Annotated in this window: 14 protein-coding genes; 9 read left to right on the top strand and 5 right to left on the bottom strand. The window is 48.8% G+C overall.

Features of this window, described 5'->3' with window-relative positions; all coding sequences use genetic code 11:
• Positions 1–22 precede the first annotated feature (22 nt).
• Positions 23–781, top strand: a complete 759-nt coding sequence (locus AAC052_RS26320; RefSeq protein WP_339816129.1) for an ElyC/SanA/YdcF family protein — start codon at positions 23–25, stop codon at positions 779–781.
• A gap of 2,275 nt (positions 782–3,056) precedes the next feature.
• Positions 3,057–3,491, top strand: a complete 435-nt coding sequence (locus AAC052_RS26315; RefSeq protein ID WP_339816128.1) for an HU family DNA-binding protein — start codon at positions 3,057–3,059, stop codon at positions 3,489–3,491.
• A gap of 180 nt (positions 3,492–3,671) precedes the next feature.
• Here AAC052_RS26315 and AAC052_RS26310 read toward each other — a convergent pair whose 3' ends face one another.
• Positions 3,672–3,896: a hypothetical protein gene (locus AAC052_RS26310; RefSeq protein WP_339816127.1), complete on the bottom strand. Its 225-nt coding sequence runs from the start codon at positions 3,894–3,896 to the stop codon at positions 3,672–3,674.
• Here AAC052_RS26310 and AAC052_RS26305 point away from each other — a divergent pair.
• The gene (locus AAC052_RS26305) at positions 3,896–4,192 is read left to right on the top strand and encodes a hypothetical protein (protein WP_339816126.1); all 297 of its coding nucleotides are present in this window, start codon (positions 3,896–3,898) and stop codon (positions 4,190–4,192) included. The genes AAC052_RS26310 and AAC052_RS26305 overlap by 1 nt on opposite strands.
• Positions 4,193–4,574: 382 nt before the next feature.
• Here the strand turns inward: AAC052_RS26305 and AAC052_RS26300 are convergent, their stop codons facing one another.
• Positions 4,575–4,796: a hypothetical protein gene (locus AAC052_RS26300; protein WP_339816125.1), complete on the bottom strand. Its 222-nt coding sequence runs from the start codon at positions 4,794–4,796 to the stop codon at positions 4,575–4,577.
• A gap of 60 nt (positions 4,797–4,856) precedes the next feature.
• Here AAC052_RS26300 and AAC052_RS26295 point away from each other — a divergent pair, with 60 nt between their 5' ends.
• Both AAC052_RS26295 and AAC052_RS26290 read left to right on the top strand, forming a co-directional pair.
• Entirely contained in the window at positions 4,857–6,014 is a 1,158-nt protein-coding gene (locus AAC052_RS26295) for a DegT/DnrJ/EryC1/StrS family aminotransferase (RefSeq protein WP_339816124.1), read from the top strand.
• A 627-nt stretch (positions 6,015–6,641) separates the two neighbouring features.
• Entirely contained in the window at positions 6,642–8,570 is a 1,929-nt protein-coding gene (locus AAC052_RS26290; protein ID WP_339816123.1) for a nucleoside-diphosphate sugar epimerase/dehydratase, read from the top strand.
• A gap of 909 nt (positions 8,571–9,479) precedes the next feature.
• On the opposite strand, the gene AAC052_RS26285 is transcribed toward AAC052_RS26290, so the two are convergent.
• Positions 9,480–10,229, bottom strand: coding sequence for a hypothetical protein (locus AAC052_RS26285; RefSeq protein ID WP_339816122.1), 750 nt, complete (start codon positions 10,227–10,229; stop codon positions 9,480–9,482).
• On the opposite strand from AAC052_RS26285, the gene AAC052_RS26280 reads away from it, so the two are divergent.
• From AAC052_RS26280 to AAC052_RS26270, 3 genes are all read left to right on the top strand, one after another.
• Positions 10,228–11,385, top strand: coding sequence for a hypothetical protein (locus AAC052_RS26280; protein ID WP_339816121.1), 1,158 nt, complete (start codon positions 10,228–10,230; stop codon positions 11,383–11,385). The genes AAC052_RS26285 and AAC052_RS26280 overlap by 2 nt on opposite strands.
• A 129-nt stretch (positions 11,386–11,514) precedes the next feature.
• A complete protein-coding gene (locus tag AAC052_RS26275; protein WP_339816120.1) occupies positions 11,515–12,576 on the top strand; it encodes a hypothetical protein in 1,062 nt (353 codons plus the stop codon).
• Positions 12,577–12,628: 52 nt separating this feature from the next.
• Positions 12,629–13,372, top strand: coding sequence for a hypothetical protein (locus AAC052_RS26270; RefSeq protein WP_339816119.1), 744 nt, complete (start codon positions 12,629–12,631; stop codon positions 13,370–13,372).
• Between the two features lie 598 nt (positions 13,373–13,970).
• Here AAC052_RS26270 and AAC052_RS26265 read toward each other — a convergent pair.
• Together AAC052_RS26265 and AAC052_RS26260 are read right to left on the bottom strand one after the other, a co-directional pair.
• On the bottom strand, positions 13,971–14,144 hold the full coding sequence (locus tag AAC052_RS26265) for a hypothetical protein (RefSeq protein ID WP_339816118.1): 174 nt from the start codon (positions 14,142–14,144) through the stop codon (positions 13,971–13,973).
• Between the two features lie 69 nt (positions 14,145–14,213).
• On the bottom strand, positions 14,214–14,624 hold the full coding sequence (locus AAC052_RS26260) for a hydrolase (protein WP_339816117.1): 411 nt from the start codon (positions 14,622–14,624) through the stop codon (positions 14,214–14,216).
• Positions 14,625–14,759: 135 nt separating this feature from the next.
• Between AAC052_RS26260 and AAC052_RS26255 the strand changes: the two genes are divergently transcribed.
• Positions 14,760–16,133: a cystathionine beta-synthase gene (locus tag AAC052_RS26255; protein WP_317488102.1), complete on the top strand. Its 1,374-nt coding sequence runs from the start codon at positions 14,760–14,762 to the stop codon at positions 16,131–16,133.
• Positions 16,134–17,333 lie beyond the last annotated feature (1,200 nt).

Here is a 17,333-nt window from a genome sequence, read left to right as displayed (position 1 = left end):
CAATCCGATCACTACCCCATCTGTGAAAGCCCTCCTTACCTATTTCATCCACCCGGTCTTCATCTCCATCTTACTCCTGCTCCTGGGAGTTTTTTTTCGTTTTAACGGCAGGAAAAAGAGTGCCCTGGTAAGTTTCTTTCTGTCAGCGAGTCTTTTTTTTGCCGCTTCCACATCCCTCGTCCCCAACTACCTGATCCGTCATCTGGAAAGCAGTTACCCGGCATGTGATCCGGGTCAGCTCACGCTTTCTGATAAACCGATACCTATTATTGTGCTGGGAGCGGGGTATGGCTACAACGAAAAGCTACCTCCCTTGAACCGGTTGAGCACAACTACTTTAGGCAGACTTGTTGAGGCTGTCCGCATTTACCAACAGTTACCAAATGCCAAAGTAGCCGGCTCGGCCGGTCTGGTTCGTCAAAAGATCAACCAGGCACAAGCGATAGCAGAGGGTGCCCTGGCTCTGGGCGTGCCGCCCTCGGATACCCTCCAGCTCAGAGGAGCCCTCAATACCTGGGAGGAAGCTGGGAAATTTGCAGCTCGCTTTGGCAAAAGCAGTAGGGTAGTCGTAGCCACCGATGCCATCCACATGCCCCGGGCCATGATGCTGTTTAAGGCCAGGGGTTTGCAGCCCATTGCCGCCCCCACCAATCACCTCATCAAAACAGAAATCCGATTAACGCTATTTGATTTTTTACCGTCCACCAGCAGCCTGAAAAAAACCGAACTCGTCATGCACGAGTACCTTGGTATGCTCTGGGCCAGGTGGGTTTTGTTGTAGACATTCAGACTTTCGGAAAGTCGGAACCATCCGAACATCAGAGTGTCCTGCCATCTGAACCATCGGAACATCAGGAGCTGTAGAATCACCTTCTCCAGGCTTCAGCCTGCCCTCTCTTTCTTCTCTCTGCGCCCTTCTGTGCTCCTCTGTGGTTAACCCTTCCTCTGCGCCTCAGCGCCTTCGTGGTCCTATTATATGCCGTACCTACGGCACTCGCTCTATTATGTGGGGTGCCACCTATGGTGTTACCCACGTGTCGTCCCTATGGGACTCTTTGCGCTACTTCGTCTCCGCAAGCCTGCCATCCGAACCATCCGAGTGTCCGGATCATCCGAAAGTCCGCTCGTCAACCAAAGCTTTGGCCAGGCTCACCGTCCTTCAGTCCGAACCATCAGAACCATCCGAGTGTCCGAAACGTCCTGCCATCTGAACCATCGGAACATCAGGAGCTGTAGAATCACCTTCTCCAGGCTTCAGCCTGCCCTCTCTTTCTTCTCTCTGCGCCCTTCTGTGCTCCTCTGTGGTTAACCCTTCCTCTGCGCCTCAGCGCCTTCGTGGTCCTATTATATGCCGTACCTACGGCACTCGCTCCATGATGGGGGTTCCACCTTTGGTGTTACCCATATGTCGTCCCTATGGGACTCTTTCCTCAGCACTCCTGATGTCACTGCGGGCCAACATCTCAGGCTTCAGCCTGTGTTGTCGTCAGCCGAAAGTTTTGTTCACTTAGGCTCTTGCCCTTTCCTGGCCCAGTCCGAACTATCTGAACATCCGACCCGTCAATCAAAGCTTTAGCCAGGTTCACCATCCTTCAGTCCGAACCATCGGAATATCCGAGTGTCCGAACATCCGAACATCCGAACCATCCGACCCGGGAGGGTCATCTATTTCAGCCTTCTTTTACCTCATTTTCACCCCCTTCCCAAATCATAGCTATAATCCACTTCAATTCTAGCTATGTTTCATCCCAATCATAGCTATGTTTGCCTCCATTTATAGCTATGTTTCAGGCCAATGTTAGCTATGTTTGACATCAATTATAGCTATGTTTTTCAATCCGCTCATTTTTGGCCTCATTTTGAGGTTTTTTTTATACACCTCACACAAAGCCGCAAACCGAAAAAACTGGGAGGAGAATACTTCAGCAAGCGAAGTTGACACTCATGTTTGGCGTAGCTTCCTCCGTGTTCTCTGCGGTTAAATTAATCTCCGCTCCTTACCATCAGAACATCCGACTCGTCCGAACAATCAGAACATCTGAAAGTCTGCCCCGCTAACTTGATGCTGATGCCGTGCCCGGCTTAGGGGTGTAGGGGTAGCGCTGGCTTTATACCACTGAAGGTCATTCGCCCTCTCCTATGAGGAGAGGGTTGGGGTGAGGTGTTTCTTCTCAGCCTCCAACCTTCCCATCACACCGAGGTATTGCCACCAGCTATCGCTGTGGGCACCACGCCTTACTGCACTGCTTCCCAAACCAGCCGTTGCATGACCACAACGTCATGGTGATCCGCCAGCTGGCGGAGTCACCATCCCCCACTAAAAGCAGCGAACTGATGAGAGGCGTGTTAGCCAGATGAAGATTTTGAGACAGTCTGCATCGGAGACCGTAGATTCCTCCGGTCGCCGAACAATCGTCAATGCCCGAGCCAATCCGTTGGCTCCCGGCGGAATGACGTTGTGCATAGGGTAGTAGCAGGTCAGAAGGTTGTAAGCTGATGAGATCTTTTAGCTGTCACGGATGCCACCCCTCTCTTTTAAGGAGAGGGGAACGGGGTGAGGTTGTTCGGCCAGCAAACTCGACTCCACTTCTTCCCTTCATTCTGCCATGTCACACCGCCGCCCTCCGGTGCCCTACTAACCCCACCAACGTTGCGACGATCAATTAATTCTCATTGAATTAATTAATCCGTTTCTATAACTAGCAGGCACATAAATTTCCTAATACATCAAAATGAATGAAAATTAATTTTCAGGATATATTGGTAGTTCAATCGATTGAAATGTAAATGGGTGAACAAAAAGGCAATTAAATGCTAAAACTCCTTCGATTCACAAATAAAAAATAACGTATGTGAAAATAATTTATATTTTTCTCCAAATTTTTCCTGAGAGAGAATTTTTTGGCATCAATATTGAAATGTTTTTTAGTGTACACGAAGAGTAAATTCACCTTCCTTTTGAGGCCTCATTTCGAAGAACAATGCACTCCTCACTGAGCCGCCGGTACCCGGCTCAAACTTAAATTTTCGTTTCACATTTTAAACAATTTTCAATTATGTCAATTCAATTTAAAACAGTTCGCCGTGCCGAGCCGGGAGTGGCCGGAGGTGGACAATTCAAGTACTATGCTGCCATCGAGAGAGACCGTCAGGTTCAGATGCGTCAGTTCATTAAAGCGATATGGGCACGAAGCACCGTCAACATGGCTGATGTATATGCGGTCATCGAAACCTTTCTTCAGCTCATCCCGGAATACCTGCTCGATGGCAGACCCATCGAACTAGGGCCGCTGGGTAAGTTCAGCATCGGTATCAGCAGCACCGGGCACGAGTTGCCTGAGGAGGTAAATGTATACAGCATCCGAAATATCAGGATCCTGTTTACCCCTGGCAATGAGCTAAAGGATCAAATCTCTTTGGCGAAGTTCGTAAAGGTGGACAACGACAAACTCGTGTTGCCCGCTGATGTTGAACCAAATCAAGCTGCATGAAGTACCTGAAGTCCTTAACCATGGTTACCTGAATCCCGCTGACGTCAGCGGGATTTTTTTTTACCCGCCGAAGCTTTAGCGAAGGCGGGTTACCCGCCGAAACCTTCGGCCCAGCAGGGTTACCTGCCATAACCATTGGCCTGTCAGTGTTTCCAGACCGAAATCTCCGGCGTAGGCGGGTCACCCTCTCAGGGGCTTTAGCAAAAAACTAACCTTTCCGGCGTCTGACGGCCCCAGCGCAAATGCCCCTCGCCGTACCGACGCCTTCCTTCCGTCTTCGGTCTCCCGTCTTCGATCTCTCGACTCCTTTCTGAACATCTGAGCGTCCGAATATCCGAATGTCTCCTTCCTCCCGTCTCCGTTCCCCCAGCTCCTCACTTCCTGATCCGTCGAAGCTTTGTGCATTGACAGCCATCGACTCTTCTCCCTCAGAGACTAACCCCTCGCTACCCTGGGCGTCTGACAGCCCCAACGCAAATGCCCCTCGCCGTACCGACGCCTTCGATCCGGTCTTCCGACTCCGGTCTCCCGACTCCATTCTGAACATCCGATCGTCTGAATATCCGAATGTCGTCTTTCTCCTGTCTCCGGTCTTCCGACTCCGGTCTCCCACCTTCTCACCCGCCGAAACATTTTGCATTGACAGCCAAAGATTCCTCTTCTCCCTCAGCGGTTATCCCCTCGCTGCCCCGGGCGCCTGACGGCCCCAGCGCAAATGCCCCTCGCCGTACCGACGCCTTCGGTCCGACTCCAGTCTCCCGTCTTCGGTCTCTCGACTCCTTTCTGAACATCCGAGCGTCCGCATATCCGAATGTCTCCTTCCTCCCGTCTCCGTTCCCCCAGCTCCTCACTTCCTGGTCTGTCGAAGCTTTGTGCATTGACAGCCATCGACTCTTCTCCCTCAGCGGTTAACCCCTCGCTGCCCTGGGCGTCTGACGGCCCCAACGCAAAATGCCCCTCGCCGTACCGACGCCTTCCTCCGGTCTTCGGTCTCCTGTCTCCTGTCTTCGGTCTCTCGACTCCATTCTGAACATCCGAGCGTCTGAATATCCGAATGTCGTCTTTCTCCCGTCTCCCACCTTCTCACCCGCCGAAACATTCTGAATTGACAGCCAAAGATTCCTCTTCTTCCTCTGCGGTTATCCCCTCGCTGCCCCGGGCGTCTGACGGCCCCAACGCAAAATGCCCCTCGCCGTCCCGACGCCTTCCTTTCATCTTCCGTCTCCTGTCTCCTGTCTCCCGCCTCCCGCCTCCGGTCTTCCGTCTCCGATCTCCCGTCTCCGGTCTTCGGTCACCCGTCTTCATTCTTCCAAAACAATCACTACCTTTGAGCGATTTTTTAAAACTATCCGTTTTCCGACAACCATGTCAAACCCCTCCGAAAAAATCTGGCTTTCCTCTCCGCACATGGGTGCCAATGAGTTGAACTATGTAAAAGAAGCTTTCGATACCAACTGGATTGCGCCGCTGGGGCCTCACGTGAATGCCTTTGAAGCGTCCCTTCAGCAATTGGTGGGCATCCCTGCAGCAGCACTTAGCTCAGGCACCGCAGCTATTCACCTGGCGCTCATCATAGCGGGAGTGGAGCGTGGCGATGAAGTGATCTGTCAGTCTTTTACCTTTTGTGGGTCTTCGCATCCCATTCTCTACCAGGGCGCCACACCTGTGTTTGTGGACAGCGAAGCGGCTACCTGGAACATGGATCCAAGTTTATTGGAGGAAGCGATAATAGACAGAGTCAAACAGGGGAAAAAGCCCAAAGCCATTATTTATGTGCATTTGTATGGCATGCCAGCCAAAGCAGATGAAATCAGGCAAGTGGCCGACAAGTATGATATATTCCTGATAGAAGATGCGGCCGAGGCCCTTGGTTCCACTTACAAAGACCGGCCCACCGGTAGTTTGGGAGACATCAGCGTATTGTCTTTCAATGGCAACAAGATTATTACTACTTCCGGCGGGGGCGCATTGCTGTCTCCTCAAAAGAAGTGGGTGGAGAAAGCCACCTACCTGGCCACTCAGGCACGCCAGCCTGCCGCCCACTATGAGCACACCGAGGTGGGATATAACTACCGCATGAGCAATATCTGCGCCGGTATTGGGCGAGGACAGCTGGAAGTTTTGGCAGAAAGGGTGCAACAGCGAAGAGCCAACTATGATTTTTACAGAGAAGAGATGTCCGGCTACCCGGGTATTTCATTTCTTCCTGAGCCTTCCGGCCATTTGTCAAATCGGTGGTTGACCACTGTATTGGTAAATCCGGAAAAAGGAGAAGGAGTGAGCAGAGAGGATATTAGGCTGGCCCTGGAGAAAGAGAACATGGAATGTCGCCCACTTTGGAAGCCTATGCACATGCAGCCTGTGTACAACGGGGCGCCAAAATACCTGAACGGAACGTCCGAGCGGCTTTTCAGAGATGGCCTCTGCCTGCCTTCCGGATCCAACCTCACCGGGCAGCAAAAACAAAAAGTGATCACGGCTATTCATCGGGTAATGAAGAAAGGGAAGAACAGCACACACTAAAACAGGTTATCAGGGTGGTATATTTAAAGGTTTAGCTCGGGCTCCGGAAAGAGCAGTTTTTTTAAATCACCTTGGAGCCGCCGTTCTGAATATCCGATTGTATGGCTGTCTGAACATCTGACTGTCTGATCGTGCGAATATCACTGCACACCACCCAACTCCCGTCTTTCGACCTCTGTCTCCCGTCTCCTGTCTGAACATCTGAACATCTGAACATCTGAACATCTGAACATCTGACCATCTGACTGTCTGACCATCTGACTATCTGAGTGTCAATAGTCATTCTTTAGCAATGAGGTGAGTATTTGAAACTGAAAATTTCTATTTACCTGTATCGAAGCGCCTTTTTTTATAATAAAAACAAATTTTTAATAGTTTTTTAATTGTAATATGTACTCTTCATCCGATCTTTGCCGCTCAACAGCTGGTGTCAGCCTGTATGCCTACCATTGATTGAAACTGTAAAACCTGTTGCTGAGCATTCTAGGGCAATTTTTTTTGAGTCTTTACCTTTGAGGCATTGTAGCAACTGCCTCATTATTTTTTGGATAATTGAACTATTCAAAGTATTATTTGTATCTTTATCTCCCTTTTCAATGTTAAGGGGAGAATGATCGACTAAGCCATATGTTAAGAAAGTTCATTATTAGCAACTCTTCGAAGTTCATCTCGCACTGGCTCATATTAGCGATTGACTTGATGATTGTAGTAGTAGCTATACCATTTGCCTACCTCATTGTGTCAAACCTCAAGTTGAGTGAGATTAACCTACAAACAATTTATTACTTTTCTTTGCAGGTAATTCCTATGTACCTGCTAAGTTTTTTGATGTTCCAGTCGCACAAAGGGATTATCCGGCATACTTCCCTGGCAGATGCGATCAAGGTTTTTGGAGCTGCATTTTTAGGAAGCAGTTTGATGATTTTATTGAGAGTGATGGCTGAAAATGGAGGCGGAGAACTGATCAGGAGATTCTCCTATTCTACGATAGCCCTTCATTTCTTTTTAACAGTCATCTTGCTAATCAGCCTCCGGTTCTTTGTGAAAATAGTGTATTTCCGCCTGGTAAAGGGGAATATGAAATACGAAAGGGTTGTCATATACGGAGCGGATCTTACGGGTATGTTAACAAAGGGCTCTTTGATGAGGGACGCTCGTGTCAACTACAAGCTGGTCGCTTTTCTTGATGACGATCACAATAAAATTGGTAAACTTCTGGAGGGAGTTCATGTGATTGATGGCAACGTGTTGGAAACGGATTATTTGGAGAGAAACAAAATTGACTCGCTGATCATTGCCATTCCTAATCTGCCGTCTGAAAAGAAAAACCAATTGGTGGAATACTGCCTTCGGGCCAAGGTGGATGTGAAGCAAACACCGCCGGTAAAAGACTGGTTCAATGGACAACTGGAAGCGAAAAGTATTCGAAAGGTCAAAATCGAAGACCTTTTGCAACGGGCGCCCATTCAGTTGAGAACCGAGAACCTGCAATCGAAGTTGAGTGGAAAAGTAGTGATGGTGACAGGTGCCGCAGGTTCGATTGGTAGTGAAATAGCCCGTCAACTGGTACTCAACCATGTGTCGAAGGTTATCTTATTAGACCAGGCTGAAACACCGCTGTACGAACTCAACTACGAACTGCAACAAACCACGAAGAGCCGCACAAAGGTAGTACCTTATGTGGCCAGTGTGTTGAATGAAGCCAGGATTGATCGGATCATTCGGGACGAGAAGCCAGAAGTTATTTACCATGCTGCGGCCTACAAACATGTGCCGATGATGCAGGATCATCCTACCGAAGCCATTCAAACCAACGTATTTGGAACCAAGATAATGGTAGACAAGGCTTGTAAGTACGATGTTGAAAAGTTTGTACTCGTCAGCACTGACAAAGCGGTCAATCCCAGCAGTGTAATGGGCATGACCAAAAGGATGGCAGAGGTATATGTGCAGTGTATCCAGCGAACGAACAACTCCAATACACGCTTTATTACTACCCGTTTTGGTAATGTGTTGGGATCAAACGGATCAGTGATTCCTTTGTTTGAAAAGCAAATCAACGAGGGTGGGCCTATTACTATCACGCACCCGGAAGTTACCCGTTTTTTTATGACCATACCTGAGGCGTGCCATTTGGTGCTGGAGGCCGGCGTGATGGGCAAGGGAGGAGAGTTGTACACCTTCGATATGGGGCAACCTGTGAAGATTGTTGACATGGCCCGAAAAATGATATTACTGTCGGGATTGCAGCCTGAAAGAGACATTGAGATCCACTTTATTGGCTTGAGAAATGGCGAAAAGCTGTATGAAGAACTTCACTACGAAACGGAAGAACACATAGTCACTCACCACCCACAGATTCTGATTACGAAAATGCCCGAGTTCGACATCCAGGGGGTTTTCGCCTTCCTGGAGCAGTTGAAAGAAGAAAGGGTGTATTTGGAAGGACACGAACTGGTAGCCAGGCTCAAGGACTTCATCAGCCAAACCATTGCCCCCACAGCAGGCATTCGCCTGTCATACCCCAATGGCCGTCGGGCTTTGAGCGCCAATTAGTCGGGCAATCTTATAGGGGGCTGCCCGTTACTGATCTTCTTGTGTAAGGCAGCTGCTATCAACCCTGGCGTATGTTTAATGATGAAGTTGTGGGGCTTTACCTACCCTCTCAGCATTTGACTATCAGGGGCCGCCACTGTACCGCCGCTTCTTGGTCTTGTCTCCTGTCTCCCGACTCCTGTCTGAATATCCGACTGTCCGACCATCCGAGCGTCTGTCTTCTGTCTTCCAACTTCGTTCTTCAACTGCTCACTGCTCACTTCCATCTCCAATCTGAATATCCGACAGTCCGAACATCCGAATGTCGTCTTTCTTCTGTCTTCTAACTTCGTTCTTCAACTGCTCATTGCTCACTGCTCACTTACATGTCCTGTCTGAATATCCGACTGTCTGACCATCCGACTGTCTGACCATCCCAGCGTCCGAATATCCGAATGTCGTCTTTTTCCCGTCTCCAGACTCCGTTCCCCCAGCTCCTCACTTCCTCACTCGCCGAAACATTCTGAATTGACAACCATAGACTCCTGTTCCCCCTCTGTCGTTAACCTTTCGCTGCCCTGGGCGTCTGACGGCCCCAACGCAAAATGCCCCTCGCCGTATCGACGCCTTCCTCCCGTTTCCGGTCTCCCGTCTCCCGACCCCTGTCTGAGCATCCGACTGTCTGACCACCCCAGCGTCCGAATATCCGAATGTCGTCTTTCTCCCGTCTCCAGACTCCGTTCCCCCGCTCCTCACTTCCTCACTCGTCGAAACATTCTGAATTGACAACCATAGACTCCTGTTCCCCCTCTGTCGTTAACCTTTCGCTGCCCTGGGCGTCTGACGGCCCCAACTCAAAATGCCCCTCGCCGTACCGACGCCTTCCTCCCGTCTCCGGTCTTCTGTCTCCGGTCTTCCGACCCCATCCTATCACTTCACCACCCCACTATAACTCACCCCAATGCCCACTGTTTGAAAGTTAAGAGTATAAAACTTGGCAGAACATTTGTCGTGAAAGAGCTTCCCTATCAGGCCCACATTCACATTGCGAGATTCATACTCAGCCGAGGCTAGCAGAAATTTTGTTAGGGACAACCTGGCCGAACCAAACACGCCTACCTGGTAGTCATTCTCTTTTCTTACAAATCCACTAAAGTGATAACCTCTATTAATAGTAGCTCGTAAAACCCAGGGAATTCCTACGCCAAGATTAACTGTCAAATCTTTAACACCCAGCTTAAAATGCTTGGTGCCGGTAATAAAGTTGGAATCCACAAAATTGCTCGTGCCCAGCGGGATATACATGCCGAAAAGCAAAGCTGGAAACTTATCGGTTTCCTTTTTGAGCAGGAACCTCATGCTCCCGGAACGATCGCCGATACCATAGTCCAGGGGAGCTTCAAGGATAGGAGTGAGGTTAAAAGTAAGCTCCATAAATGGGAGAAAACCAAGGGTCACAAAATTGTGAATTTCGTGCGTCCCTCGTCTATTGGGATAAAGAATGAGGGCCTCTTTTTGTGGGTTGAAGCTGCTGCCAAAGGCTATTTTCTTGTCCCCAATCACCCGGGCTTCCGGCACGAGGAAGTTGCCCGACTGCCCGGTAAGGGTAAATTGTGCCAGGCAGGGGCGCAGGGTTCCTGCAAAAAGCAGTATACTTGTGAGTAGAAATCCAATTTTCATGCGCCTTTTTGCAAACAGTATTTTTATCACAATAGGTTTGGTTACGCTCTTTGCCTTTTCGGAGGCGCTGGCCCAGCCTGCTGATTCCCTCAGAGAGCTGTTGCAATCCAAAGGTGCGGAGAACATTCAATATTTCAAAGACGAGCAGGGAAGAGGGCACTATACTTTGGAGTACCGCCTGCACCGCAATCCGGTGGTATTACTCAATGAACTGCCTGATTGGGTGGCAAAGTCAGACACGGTAGCCCTCACGCTGATGTGGTATGGCAGCCCATGGACCACACTGAGTGGCGGCAATGTGACGGCCGCTACAAACAATGATAGGCCGTCGAGAAGAATAAAGCCATCGGTTGCTGGGGGATGGCCCTATAAACTCGATATTTCTGTTGCTCCGGTAGTTTTTGCTGAATTTGGTGACGAGTTCGATATATTTCGCACGCAGCTGGCGCTGGCCCCCAAAATCAATTATTTGTTACCTTTTGGGCTGAGTGCCGACGTGCAATGGATATTCCCCATTCAAAACGATTTTGAAAGCCGCTTCGGTTTCAGCAGCAGGCCGGGTCAGATCAGCCTGAGTTATACCAAATCTTTTATCCCTAACCACATTTTCGTTGCTTCCGCCGGTACCTTCCTCAACAGGCAGTATGGAGCCAGCGTTGACTATGTCATCAGGGCAGGAAGGAATTATTTTGGAGTAGCAGCCACTTTATCCGCTACCTATGCCTACGAGGATCGGGTGCTGTACCGGGAACCGTTGGAGTATGTAAGCGGAGGAGTTTGGTGGATGCATTCCTTTCCACAGCACGACCTTTGGACGAAGGTTTCCTTCGAACGGTTTCTCTACGAGGATTATGGTTCCAGAATTGAGTTGTTTCGTCAGTTTGGCAACAATGAGATGGGGCTGTACATGACAGCCTCTGCCAGAGGCTTCAACGGGGGGGTACAATGGGCCATGCCACTTTTTCCAAAAGCATTTTATAAAAACAAATACCTTCAGGTGCGCCCGGCTAACCAATTTCTATTCACCTACGAATACCTTCGCAACCAAAACGATGGGGAAAGCCTGATGAAGTACCGGCAAACAGACAGGTCACTTAGGGCTTTGCATCCTTCTTTTATTAAAAATCATTTATTATCATTACTTAAAATATTATAATTTATCCGATAAGATTGCAACTTAAGAAGCAAATTACTAGTAAATTGCGCATTGAAAGTTGTTATTATCAACTGGCTCAACCAATTGTTCTTCGGTAGGGGTGTCAGTTTGGGTCAAAATTCAAAGTCAATGAAACGAATACTTTTAAAAGGCTCGGTACTGGTGGCAATGCTGCTTATTTTTTCGGACTGCGAGCAGCAGATCGTAGGACCCGTACCTAATTTTGATTACGAATTTCCTTCTGGAGGGATTGATGTTGGTGATGTGACATTGGAAGATGTAACGCCCGATGATATCACACCGGGGAGCATGAACACAGATGGCCAAACAGCCTTCGGTAGCAATCTGGCCAATGTTAACACCAACCCTGCAGCATTGGCGGCGGTGCGAGACCAGCTCACAGCATTGACTCAGGCGCTGTCAACCTCTCAAAAGAACGCCGTCAAAGGCTTGAATGTCAACTCACTGCCTACGCAAATAAAAAATGGCGTGAGCGACCCCAACAGTAACCTGATATCGTTGATCGCTTCTATTCAGGGGCTGCTGAAAGACTATCCTCAGCTGGCTCCGCTTGTGCCAACCATGACTTTGCCTACTGGTGGCCGGGTATTGAACGATGGGGGCCGGACATTAGAAGTTACAGTTCCGTTAATCGAAACGAAAGTATTTGCAGTAAATGCCTTAGAGCTTGATTGCGAGGCAGCAGCACGACGGGCGTACAATACGACTGTAGCTGAGATCGACTCAGCCTACAATGCCCAGTTGGTGTTGATCAGTAACAAAGATTCGGAAAATATTCAAGCGGCTATTGCCCTGCGTACAACCAGCATTGCAGCGGCAAACACCCGCTACACAGAAAGAAACCTGGTGTTTAGGGCTCAGTACGATGCTTTTGCTGCCAGCATAGCCAGCTCTACTGTCTTTACTCCAGCTGAGATTGAATTGTTGAATATACTGAATACGTTGATCTACGCCATCGATTTGTACAACAGTACATTGCTGCTTAACCTCGAATTAACAGCTATTTCCAACCAGTTGGCAGCTAACCTGGCGAAAGCGGCCGCTGCAAAGACGAGGATGACGAATGAGGCAAATGCATTGAGAAACACCGCTGTCAAAGCCGCCACGGATCGGTTGAACGATGGCCTGAACACTTGCCACAACCAGGGCGGAGCCTCTGGAGGTGATTGATATTAGATTCGAAATGGATAAGAAGATATTGAAACCACTTACTCTTAAATGTATGCGTGGATTTATACCAGCCTTACTAGTGCTTTTTATTTTTGCGGGGCAGGCTGCCTTTGGGCAGGCCTCACTTACCTACCTCAATGTGGAAGGAGGATACTATAAGCCTTCACTCGGCTATTGGAACAATGACTCCTATCTAACTGGCTTCGATATGAAGCTGGGTGGGGGTTTGTACTATGGTGGAGGTGTGGGTTTCCGGGTGTATGATAGTTATTTTGGCAGACTTTCTGTGGGGCAATTCTCTACCAGCGACAAATCTGAGCCCATCAACCTTGGAGGGCTCACCAGAGAGGAGTACCTGAAGATCAAGATCATGCCGGTATCGCTGGACTTTTTGTATGAATTCCAAACACTCTCCAAAGACAAAATTTTCCCATATGTGGGTGCAGGAGCCTCGATCAACTTTATCCAAAGAACCTATAAAAGAAGTGCCAATACAGGCCTTGACGAAGAGGGCTCTGACACAGGTCGGGCCAATTCGTTTTACCCACTGGTTGGGGTATCTTACAATGTAACCAACTATATAGATGTTGGACTTGAGGGCAGATTTCCGATAGGGAGCTATAAGCAGGCCTTTTCGACAGTTACAGAAGATCCAAATAGCTTTACTGTGGAAACAGTGTCAATTACTGGCCCGATTGTGTCGTTGAAGGTGAACCTCCGCTTTGAGCCAAGAGGCCGCAGAAGAAGCGCTTCATCAAGATACAGAGGCAACTACAAAGTAGGCCGCAGGAGATAAAACCGGATAGTCGCACAAAAATACTGGAATGAAGGGTCAGCACAACGCTGACCTTTTTTTGTGCAGTAATGGCCCCTATTTGTGCCTCTTGCACTCTTGTGATCGGAGAGCCTCCACAAAACTTCCCCTTAGGGTCTCCGGTAGGGATCCTGAGGGAGATAGTCTCACTACTTTTTATTCTCATTCCTGAGAAGGCTACAGAAGTCTGCTCCATGTATCTGAAAAAGAGCATTGGCGCTGACCAACCCTTTCAGTGTCCTCTTCGAGAGACAACAAAAGGGTGTCGTTTTCAATAAGCTTGTTCGGATAACCATCCCCTTGGGGTCTCCGCTAGGGACCCTGAGGGAGTTAGCTACATCACTTCCCCTTGGGGTCTCCGGTAGGGGCCCTGAGGGAGATTGTTTCACTTCTTTTCATTCTCAGGCTTGAGAAGGCTACAGAAGTCCAATCCTTGTATCTTACAAAGTACATTAGCGCTAGGCAACCCTTTCGGTGTCCTCTTCGAGAGACACCAAAAGGATATGGTTTTCGGGATAAGGTTGTTTGGAGAAAAATCCCCTTGGGGTCTCCGGCAGGGATCCTGAGGGAGTTAGCTACATCACTTCCCCTTGGGGTCTCCGGTAGGGACCCTGAGGGAGATAGTCTCACTACTTTTCATTCTTATGCTTGAGAAGGCTACAGTAGCCTGCTCCATGTATCTCACAAAGGGCATCAGCGCTATCCAACCCTTTCGGTGTCCTCTTCGAGAGACACCAAAAGGATATCGTTTCATGATAAGCTTGTATATAAGAGAATCCCCTTGGGGTATCCTGCAATGGGCCCTGAGGGAGTAGGTTCACCACTACCCGCCAAAAATTCGTTGCAAAAACCCTTTCTTTGAAGCTTCCTTAGCCATTTCCATCTCATCCCCCTCAATCATTTTCCATATTTCGCCCCAGGGAGGCAGTCCGCCAATATTTCGGTCGTCGATAAAAAGATCCACGTTCACTTTTCTACTTTGTCCTTCCTCAAACCCCTCGCCGGGAAAGGTTTCGTTGATAGCATAAAAGGTGAGGCCTTGTTTTTCACAGTAGGCGATCGCTTCTTCCAGATACCTGCCTTCCCGAATTGTCCAAAGCACTAGCCGGTGATTGCGTTTTTGCAGTGCTTTGAGTGTCTCTACAGCAAACAGGATGGGCTTGCCAATTTTTGGGTAAGCATGTTCTACAATGGTGCCGTCAAAGTCCACGGCGATAGTCAAAGTTTGTCGCATATTTGTCGCTTCTGTATGCAAATATAAAGAATGAGCAGACAGCACGTGCCGCTATCCAATTTAACCATTTGTTACCGATTTCTTTTTCGCAACCCGATGAGTTTTGCCTAACTTTGTTCAACAAATCCAAAATTGATGAACTACTATAATCATATCGTTGAGACCATAGGAAACACCCCTTTGGTGAAGCTGAACAAGGTGTCGGCGGGCATAAAAGGCACCATTCTGGTGAAGGTCGAGTACATGAATCCTGGTAACTCTGTGAAGGACAGGATTGCATTGAAAATGATTGAAGATGCGGAGAAGGAAGGCCTGCTCAAGCCCGGAGGCACCATTATAGAGGGCACTAGCGGAAACACGGGCATGGGCCTTGCTCTCGTCGCTATTGCCAAAGGCTACCGTTGCATTTTTACCATGGCCGACAAGCAGTCGCAGGAAAAAATAGACATCCTGAGAGCCGTAGGGGCGGAAGTGGTCGTTTGCCCCACCAATGTAGAACCCGACGATCCGAGGTCGTACTACTCTGTGGCGAAAAAGTTGAACAAAGAGATTCCAAACTCGCTTTACCCCAATCAGTACGACAATCTTTCCAACTACAAGGCTCATTACGAGTCAACGGGACCGGAGATTTGGAAAGACACAGCCGGTAAAATAACGCACTATGCAGCTGGTGTGGGCACAGGCGGCACCATCAGCGGAACGAGCAAATACCTGAAAGAGCAAAAGGCAGATATTGTCACAGTAGGTATCGATACCTACGGGTCAGTGTTCAAAAAATACAAAGAGACAGGCATTTTTGACCCCAATGAAGTCTATCCTTACCTCACGGAAGGTATTGGCGAGGACATCCTGCCTAAGAATGTGGATTTCTCAACGATCGATCATTTTGTGAAAGTAACAGACAAGGATGCGGCGATCATGACCCGGCGCCTGGCGAGGGAAGAGGGACTTTTTGTGGGCTGGTCGTGTGGCTCGGCGGCATATGGAGCGCTTGAGTATGCAAAAGAGCATCTGAAAGACGGCGATGTCATGGTGATCATTCTGCCAGACCACGGGACACGCTATCTGGGTAAGGTGTATAACGATGCATGGATGCGCAACCATGGATTCCTGGAGGAAAGAACTTTTGCAACCGCCAGAGACATCATCAAACGCCGCAATGGCTATACCAAACTCACAACAGTCAACAAGAATATGAAAGTGGGCGATGTGATTGGCGTTTTCAATATCGATGGCATTTCACAGCTTCCGGTGGCGGATAAAGATCATTTTGTAGGCAGTGTACACGAGACCAAGCTGCTCAATAGCCTGATCCAGGATCCGAGCATTAAGGACAAACCTGTAAGTGAGGTAATGGATCCGTCGTTTCAGTTTGTAGGCATGGACAACACCGTCGATGTGCTTTCTTCTCTGATCAACAAGGACAATAAGGCGCTGTTGGTGAGAGATGAGACGAATAAGGTGCACATCATCACTGAGCATGATCTTTTGATGGCACTGACACGCTAAGCCACTGATAATTGTCTTTGAAGTGTGCGGTAGTCTTTTTACCTTGACACTTCAATCTAAATTACTCACCTCTTTACTTGCAATCCCGATGGGTCAACACCTGTCGGGATTTTTTTTGGCTGTACGTTAGAGTGCGTTGCCGTCACACACCCAAAGGTTAAGGTGCTGTATCTTCACACACCTTTAGGTTAAGGTGTGGTGTCTTCACGCACCTTGAAACACTTCTTCACGGGTTCAGTCTTCTTCTCTTCTTCGTGCCTTGGTGTCCTAGTGGCTCCTTAGCCTTGGTGTTTTTATATGCCGTACCTACGGCACTTGCAGGCCTGCTTGGGGTGCCACCGGTGGTGTTACCCATGTTCCGTCCCTACGGGACTTTTCTCTGTGGTCTCCCTTTCTCTGCGGTGGTCAGAGTTTTTTTGTCTATCGTAAAGTATTCTTGCTTCTTCTTACGCATTTTGAGTTTAGGTACTGTGTCTTCATGCGCCTTGAAACACTTCTTCAAGTGTTCAACCTTTCTCTCTTCTTTGTGCCTTGGTGTCTTAGTGGCTCCGTAGCCTTGGTGTTTTAATATGCCGTACCTACGGTACTTTTAGTGTTGTTGGGGGTTGCCACCGTAGGTGTGACCCACTTTCCGTCCCTACGGGACTCTTTCTCTGTAGCCTCCCTTTCTCTGCGGTGGCCATAGTCTCTTCTTTTTTGTCGCTCACAAAGTCTTCTTGCTTCTTCTTACTTATCTCGAGTTTAGGTGTCGTGCCTCACGCACCTTGAAATACTTCTTCACGGGTTTAGTCTTCTTCACTTCTTTTCGCCTAGGTGTCCTAGTGGCTCCTTAGCCTTGGTGTTTTTATATGCCGTACCTACGGCACTTGCAGGCCTGCTTGGGGTGCCACCGGTGGTGTTACCCATGTTCCGTCCCTACGGGACTTTTCTCTGTGGTCTCCCTTTCTCTGCGGTGGTCAGAGTTTTTTTGTCTATCGTAAAGTATTCTTGCTTCTTCTTACGCATTTTGAGTTTAGGTACTGTGTCTTCATGCGCCTTGAAACACTTCTTCAAGTGTTCAACCTTTCTCTTTTCTTTGCGCCTTGGTGTCTTAGTGGCTCCGTACCCTTGGTGCTTTTATATGCCGTACCTACGGCACTTGCAGACCTGCTTGGGGTGCCACCGGTGGTGTTACCCATGTTCCGTCCCTACGGGACTTTT

This window comes from uncultured Imperialibacter sp., from assembly GCF_963974565.1.
Lineage (GTDB): Bacteria > Bacteroidota > Bacteroidia > Cytophagales > Cyclobacteriaceae > Imperialibacter > Imperialibacter roseus.
Note: the sequence above shows the minus strand (reverse complement) of the source record. Positions and strands in the feature narration are given on the sequence as shown.